4 protein-coding genes are annotated in these 7,630 nt (G+C 69.6%); all 4 read right to left on the bottom strand.

Annotated features, from left to right (window positions below):
* Positions 1 to 205: 205 nt before the first annotated feature.
* Positions 206 to 1,270, bottom strand: a complete 1,065-nt coding sequence (sbnB, locus tag VHU88_17875) for a 2,3-diaminopropionate biosynthesis protein SbnB (protein ID HEX3613563.1) — start codon at positions 1,268 to 1,270, stop codon at positions 206 to 208.
* Entirely contained in the window at positions 1,267 to 2,265 is a 999-nt protein-coding gene (locus tag VHU88_17870) for a TauD/TfdA family dioxygenase (protein ID HEX3613562.1), read from the bottom strand. The genes sbnB and VHU88_17870 overlap by 4 nt, the downstream gene beginning before the upstream one ends.
* Before the next feature lie 2 nt (positions 2,266 to 2,267).
* Positions 2,268 to 4,814 (bottom strand): amino acid adenylation domain-containing protein, encoded by a 2,547-nt coding sequence (locus VHU88_17865; GenBank protein ID HEX3613561.1) that lies wholly within the window; start codon positions 4,812 to 4,814, stop codon positions 2,268 to 2,270.
* Positions 4,811 to 7,630 (bottom strand): Pls/PosA family non-ribosomal peptide synthetase (locus tag VHU88_17860; GenBank protein ID HEX3613560.1); only part of this gene is annotated, 2,820 nt, incomplete at its 5' end. The genes VHU88_17865 and VHU88_17860, both read right to left, overlap by 4 nt.

Below are 7,630 nucleotides of genomic sequence, written 5' to 3'. Positions count from 1 at the left end.
CTCCCCGGCAGCCTTCAACTTCACCGACCCCGCGAAGTTGAACCCCTCGCACTTGAGGAACAGCGGCTCGTCGATAACCGCACGCAGATCCACGTACAAGTCATCCGTGTTGAACTCCTGCGGCGACGAGATCACCGGCATGGCTGGCTCCTCTTTCGGCTGCTGCCAGCCACGAACGACGTGCGGTGGGGGGTCGACGCGGACATCAGTGCCGCTTCATCTCGTGGAAGAAGTCCTCGACGACGTGCAGCCCGCCGCGGCGGACGATCTCGTCGTACACGAACTTGCCGACGGCGAGGTCGAGCACGCCCAGGCCGAACGGGGAGAAGATCACCGGACGATCCGCCGGGATCGTCACCTGACCCGCCATCACCTCGGCCAGCGTGCCTGCCAGGAAGTCGCGGTTGCCGGTCAGCTGTTCGACCAGGTGCGGTGAGGTGTCGGCCTTGAGGCAGTGCTCGACGTCGTCGACGACGTTGGTGGACCCGAGCAGGATCTGCGGGTCCAGGTCGCGCAGCGAGACGTGCAGCACCAGCGGGTTGTGCGCGAACCAGGCCGGGTCGTGCACGTGCGGCTTGCCGGCGATCGTGGCGAACACGATCAGGTCCGAGGACTTGATCAGCGACTCGGCCGAGTCGTGGATCTTGACGTTGCCCGGCCGGTCGCAGGACTCCAGGTACCCGCTGAAGCCGCGGGCGCTGTCGGCCGAGAGGTCGAAGACGCCGACCTCGTCGAACTCCCACCCACCGGCGCGCAGGTAGGTGTGGATGTAGCGGGCGATCAGCCCGGTGCCGATGAAGCCGACGCTCCGCGGCCGGGTGCGACCCCGGCTCAGGTGGTCGGCGCCGGCGGCTGCCGAGGCCGCCGTGCGCACCGCGGAGATGATCGAGGACTCCAGGCACGCGAACGGATAGCCGGTGGCCGGGTCGTTGAGGATCAGGACCGCCGAGGCCCGCGGGATGCCCGCGGCCACGTTCTCCGGGAAGCTGGAGATCCACTTCATGCCGTCGACGCCGATCGAGCCGCCGATGGAAGCCGGCAGCGCGATGATCCGCGAGGTCGGCCGGTCCGGGAACTTCAGGAAGTACGACGGCGGGTTCACCGAGTCGCCCGCGCCGTGCACGCGGTAGGTCTCCTCGACGAGCGCGATCGTCTCGCGCTCGCGGCCGTGCAGCACGTCGGCCACCTGGCCGCCGGAGACGACGGCAAAGGTCGGGGACGGGGCCGAGGTGTTGTTCTCGGCGGAGTTGCGGGGCAGCAGCGTGGTCACAGGGTCACCTCGACGGTCGGGGCACAGTCCGAGACGTGGATCGGGTCGGCGAGCGCGGCGAGGACCTCGCGGTCTCCGCTGTACGGCTCACGACCGTGCGAGCAGGCGATGTTGTCCACCAGGAGAAGGTCGCCGGACTGCCACGGCTCCCGCACGGTGTGCGCCTCGTAGACCTCGTTGATGGTTGCGACGACATCGGCGGTGATCTCTTCGCCGTTGCCGAAGCGGGTGTTGAACGGCAGGCCGTCGATCCCGTATTCCTCGACCAGGTACTCGCGGACCTCCTCGGCCAGCGTCGCGGAGTTGAGGAACGCGACCTGGTTGAACCAGGTCCGAGCTCCGGTCACCGGGTGCGTGAGGATCGCGCTGCGGCGCTGGCGAGTGCGCAGCCCGTCGTCGTCGGTCCACTCGAACGCGATGCCGTTGGACTTGCAGTAGCCCTCGACCTCGGCCCGGTCGTCGGTGCCGAAGGCCTCCTCCCAGGAGGCGCCGATCTCGTCGTTGTAACTGCGCGTCAGAATCCAACCCTCGCGCTCGAACCGAGCCACCAGGTCGCCGGGCAGGGCCGCCAGGACAGCAGCGGCGTCCGCGACGACCGTGGCGCCGCCGGCGGCCGGAGCGGTCGTGCACGCGAACATCATCACGCCCGGGAATCGCACCGTGTACGACAGTTCGTGATGCATGCACATCTGCTGGTTGGCCGGCCACTTCGTCGCGGAGTGGACGCCGCCGCCGTGGTCCTCACGGGCAGCGAAAGCCTCCCGCTCGGTCATCAGCTCGGCGCTCAGGCCGCGGAAGGCCGCGCCCGCGCTCGCCACGTCGGTGAGCCCGAGTCCGCGGACCAGCAGCGCACCGTGGACGTTGAGAACCTCGCGCAGTGCATCGCGGTGTGCGCTCGCCCAACCGGCCGGATCCCCTCCGGCGTCGGTGGTCAACAGAGCCGGCTTGCCGGGCGTGACGAGCACGCTCGAGCGCAGCGTCTGGGCAGACGGCATTTCTACAACCCCTTGTCGGAGAGGAGCGTTTGCCGCGACGCTGCGACAATTTCTGATGGTTCGTCAGTTCTGCCCGCCGGAATAGCAACCTGCGATCCGTCGATGAGTCGGGCCAGATCGGCCAGTACCGGCGTCTTCGTCAGTTCCTTCAGCGAGAACTCCCGGTTCAGGGCGATCACCAGTTTGACGCCGGACAGCGACGTTCCGCCGCACTCGAAGAAGGAATCGTTGCGTGATACCTGAGCAATGGGGACGCCAATGACCTCTGCCCAGGCGGCTGCGATTCGGCGCTCGGTGTCGCTGCGCGGCGCCTCGCCGGCCGAGGTCGGAGCGGATGCCTGCGCGGCCTCGGCGGTCAGCTTCTTGCGGTCGATCTTGCTGTTCCCGGTCAGCGGCAACTTCTCGTGCCAGTGGAAGCTCTTGGGGACCATGTAGACCGGCAGCGAGGCCGCGATGTGCGCCCGCAGCGCGTCGTTGTCGATCGCGGCCGGACCGGAGTAGAACGCGACCAGGTACTGCGCGGCGCCGGAGCCGGCCACCACCACAGCGCCGTCGCTGATCCCGGGCATCCGCAGCAGCGTGTTCTCGATCTCGCCGATCTCGATGCGGAAGCCGGAGATCTTGACCTGAGTGTCCCGGCGGCCGAGGAACTCCAGCTTGCCGTCCGGACGCCAGCGACCGTGGTCGCCGCTGCGGTACAGCCGCGCGCCCGGCACGTGCGGGTCGGGCATGAACGCGGCCGCGGTCTTGGCCGGGTCGTTGATGTAGCCGCGGCCCACGCAGACACCGGAGAACACGATCTCGCCGGGGGCGCCCAGCGGCACCGGTTCGAGGTTCGCGTCGACGACGTAGACGGTCACGTTGTGCACCGGCGGCCCGAGCGGGACCCGCTCGGCCTCCGGAACCGTGCGCATGACCTCGTGGTTGGTGTCGTCGGAGGTCTCGGTCAGCCCGTACGCGTTGAGCATCGCGATCTGCGGCATGGCCGCGAACCAACGCTGCGTCAGTTCCTTCTTCACGGCCTCACCGGTCACCGACACGTAGCGCAGGTGCGGCAGCTCGCGAGGATTTGCCTCCAGGTGCGCCAGAACCGCGTCCAGGTAGGACGGCACGATCTGAAGCACCGTCACTTCACTTGCCGCGATGGTCTCGGTGAACCGGGCGACGTCGAGGATGACGTCCTGGGGGACCAGCACCACGCGGCCGCCGACCAGCAGTGCGGAGACCAGCTGCCACAGCGAGATGTCGAAGCACTGCGGGGCGGTCTGGGCCACCACGGACTCGGGCCCGATTTCCAGATCGCCGATCTTGGCGTACAGGTGGTTGAGCATGCCCGCCTGCTCGCACATCGCGCCCTTGGGCTCACCGGTGGAGCCGGAGGTGAAGTAGATGTAGGCCAGCTGGTCCGGGCCCACCGCGACGTCGAGGTTCGCGGCGTCGTGGCCCTCGGCCAGCGCGTCATCGACATGCAGGACGGTGATGTCCGCCACGGCGTCCAGCGCTGGGAAGAGGGTTCCGGTGCTCTCGGACTCGGTCAACACGAGCTTGCACTCGGCGCGGCGCAGCGTCTTGGCGATGCGGTCGGACGGGAAGTGCGGCTCGATCGGCAGGTAGGCGCCGCCGGACTTGAACACCGCGAGCACGGAGGTGAGCCAGCGCAGGTTGCGCTCGGTGACCACCGCGACGACGTCCTCGGTGCCGGTGCCGCGGGCCGCCAGGGAGCGGGCGATCCGGTTGGCGTCGGCGTTGAGCTGCGCGTAGGTCAGCGACCGGTTGCCCTCGATGGCCGCGATCGCGTCCGGGTGGGCCGCGGCGTTGGCCTCGAACAGCCGGTGGAAGCGCTCGTCCGGCAGCGCCTTGTCCTCCCCGGCCAGGGCGGTCAGCTGGTGGGTGCGCTCGGCGGCGTTCAGCAGGCTGCGGCTTTCGTGCGCACCGGACGGGTCGAGGCAGGCCAGTTCCAGCGCCCGCAGATGGTAGCCGGCGATGCGCGCGACCGCCGCGGTGTCCAGCGCGTCGGCCCGATGACGCAGGTGCAGCCGGAGCTCGTCCGCGAGGTCGAGGTCCACGCGCAGCACGACGTCCTCGGCGAGCGTGCCCGACCCGCCGGTGGCGTCGAAGACCGACTCGAACCGCGGTCCGGCGACGCCCATCTGGTTGCGCAGTGCCACGACCGGATGGTCGTGATGCAACATCAGTTCTGATTGGGCATCAGCTGTGAACTGGATGAGAGCGGTCCAGCTCTCCGCCTCGGCGCTCAGCCGCAGCGGCAACGGCGCGGCACCGGTGACCGGCACGAAACCGGACACCACCGAGCGCTCGCCGGACAGCGCCGCGAGCACCTTGGTGTGGGCTGCCAGCACGACTTGCGGCACGGTTGCCGACACCTCGGCGGCCAGGCGGGTGACCCGCGCCGCCAGGTCGGCGGGAATCGCCACGGTGCAGGTGTGCACGGCCTGCTCCGGCGTCGAGACCCACCGCGGCAGTGCGGTCGCCCCTCCGGCCAGCAAGGCCGCGGTCCAGTACTCGGTGGCCGAGTCGATCGTCGTCACGCGATGCCCCCCAGAAGCGTTGTCGCCCGCTCGAAACCAGCTGTCTCCCGGGCCGGGTTGCCGCCCCACTGTGCGTCGGTCGGCACCTCCTCGCCCTTCATCAGGAACGAATCCGCAGCCAGTTCCGAGTTCTGACCCATCGTCACGCCGTAATGCACGAACGATCCGACGCCGAGCGTGACTCCGGCACCGATGGTGATCCCGTCCGACTTGAACGCTCCGTCCTCCTGCGAGTGACACTGCACGATTGTCAGCGCGTTGAGCGTGACGTCGTCGCCGACCGTGGCGAACCGCTTCTCGGTCAAGTCGCATCCGTCGTCGAACACCCGCTTGCCGATCCGGACTCCGAGGACCCGCCACAGCAGCGGCCGCCACGGGGTGCCGTTGAACAGCATCAGGTAGGTGCGCGAGGGCACCTTCCAGAACCGTTCGTGCCGCCAGAAGGCCTTGTCGTAGATCGAGATCCCGTCCGGGCGCCGCACGGCCAGGTAGCCGACAGCCCGCTCCACGAGCACGAAGTAGACCAGCGACCCCGCGGCCAGGCCGATCGAGGACATTGCCACCGCGACCACGCCGTCGCGTCGGTACAGTTCGCCGGCGCCCTCGGCCCAGACGAGCAGCCCGAGCACGTAGATCCAGCGGACCGCGAGGAACAGCGCGATGGTGATCCCGTTGTGGCGGTTCTTGGCGGCCAGCAGCCGACGTAGACGGGCCGGGTCGGTGACGGCCAGGTCGTTGTCGCGGTTGACGGTGCGGGGGATCGGGAAGGCCGGCGAACCCAGCAGGCCGACGCCCGAGCGCATCTCGCCGTCGATCGGGACCATGGCCTTGGTGGCCAACAGGCAGTTGTCGCCGGCCCGGGAGGTTGCCGGGTAGGTGATCTGGTTGCCGAGGAAGTTCTCCGCGCCGATCCGGGTCGGGGCCACTCGGAACGAGGAGTTCGAGAATTCGACGTCGGCGACCAGAAGACCGTCGGCGATCACGGTTCCGGTGCCTACCGTCACGGCGAACGGCGTCTCGTGATTGACCGTCAGACCGAAGTTGGTGCCGGTCTGGGTGCACGGCTTCAGGCCCCACCCGAGCGGCCCCAGGTAATGCACGATCAGCGAGCTGTCGCCGGTCAGGAAGGTCAGGAACTTGTAGTTCGTGCCGCGCTGGATGGCCCGCAAAGCAGCGTGCCGGATGCCATGCATCCGGTGGACCTCGTCCGGCCGAGTCAGCAGGCTCAGCAGTCGAGTGCCGGCCAGCAGCAGCGGCACCCCGACCAGCACGACGCCGAGCAGGATCGTCGCGGCCGCTCCGGCCGCCCGCAGGTAGAAGCCAAAGGTGCTCAACGAGCCGTTGCCCCAGTCGCCGACGCCGGTGATGGCCCCGGCCAGTGCGCTCAGCCCGACGCCGACCCCGAGACTCAGCGGGGTGGCGAGCAGGACGATGTTGAGCAACTGCCAGGCACCGAACCGGGCCCGACGCCGCGAGCTGTCCGCCGGCACAGCCGCCGGCAGCTCCGTGAAGTCCGCGGTGGTCCGGGCGGCCGGCGATCCGCACCAACGCTCACCGACCGGGATCTGCTGGCCGGGGTGCAGCGCCGAGGCGTGCCCGAGCTGGCCGCCGGCGCCGATCACGGTGTCGACGTCGAGGACCGAGCGGGCGCCGACGACCACGTCGTCGCCGAGCGTCACCCGCCCCGTGCGGATCACCCCGGCGCGGGCGTGGTGGCAGGTCAGTACCGCGTCGCGGCGCACGATCGTGTTCGCCCCGATCGTCAGCAGGTCCGGGCAGGCCGGGACATGGCGGGACAGGATCATCGTGCCGGGACCGATCTTCGCACCGAGGGCCCGCAGGTAGACCGGGTACAGCGGCGACCCGATCAGCACCCGCATCATCGGGTTGCGGGTCAGCAGCAGCTTGACGGTCCAGAAGCGCAGATAGCGCAGGCTCCAGAGGGGAATCTCCTCGACCCGGAAGCGCCCGATCAGCAGCCACTTGCCCGCGATCGGCAACAGCAGCGACCCGGCGACCAGGATCGCGGAGAACTCGACCGCCCGCAGGTAGTTGGCGACCGGTCCGGTGGCCGGGGCGATCACGTCGAAGCCGATGCCACCGACCAGGCCCGCGGCGAAGATCGGGATCAGCAGCACGAGCAGTTGGACCAGCCCGCACACCCGCATCGCCGTCGAGCCCCGCTCGGGGGGCCGGGCGACCGTGGCGATCGGCTCGGTCGGCAGCGAGATCGCCGCGTCCAGCGCTACTCCGGTTGCCGGGTCGCGCGCGGCAAGGGCCGCGGCCAGTTCGCCGAGCGTCGGGTTGGCGTAGACGTCCTTCATGGAGACCTTGGGCAGGCCGCCGTGCTTGCGGACGCGGGCGCAGAACTGCGCCATCAGCATCGAGTCGGCGCCGAGGGCGGTGAAGAAGTTGGCGGTCGCCGGGACCTCGTCGAGCCCGAGGACCTCGCGCAGCACGCCGGCCAGCATGGTCGCGGTGCTGTCGATCGCCGGGGCGGCGACCGGGGCGGGCAGGCTCGCGGACAGCAGCGCAGCCAGTTCGCCGAGCGTCGGGTTGGCGTAGACGTCCTTCATGGAGACCTTGGGCAGGCCGCCGTGCTTGCGGACGCGGGCGCAGAACTGCGCCATCAGCATCGAGTCGGCGCCGAGGTCGGTGAAGAAGTTGGCGGTCGCCGGGACCTCGTCCCGTCCCAGGATCGCACGCAGCAGCCCGGCGAGTTCACCCTCGGTGTCGGTAGGTGCGGCCGTCAGGAGGCTTGGGCCGGCCAACTCCAATGCCGAGTCGCCGCCGCTTGCCGAGGCCACGCGCCACCG

It is taken from the genome of Sporichthyaceae bacterium (genome assembly GCA_036269075.1).
Classification (GTDB): Bacteria; Actinomycetota; Actinomycetes; order Sporichthyales; family Sporichthyaceae; genus DASQPJ01.
This window is presented reverse-complemented; position numbering and strand designations above follow the sequence as displayed.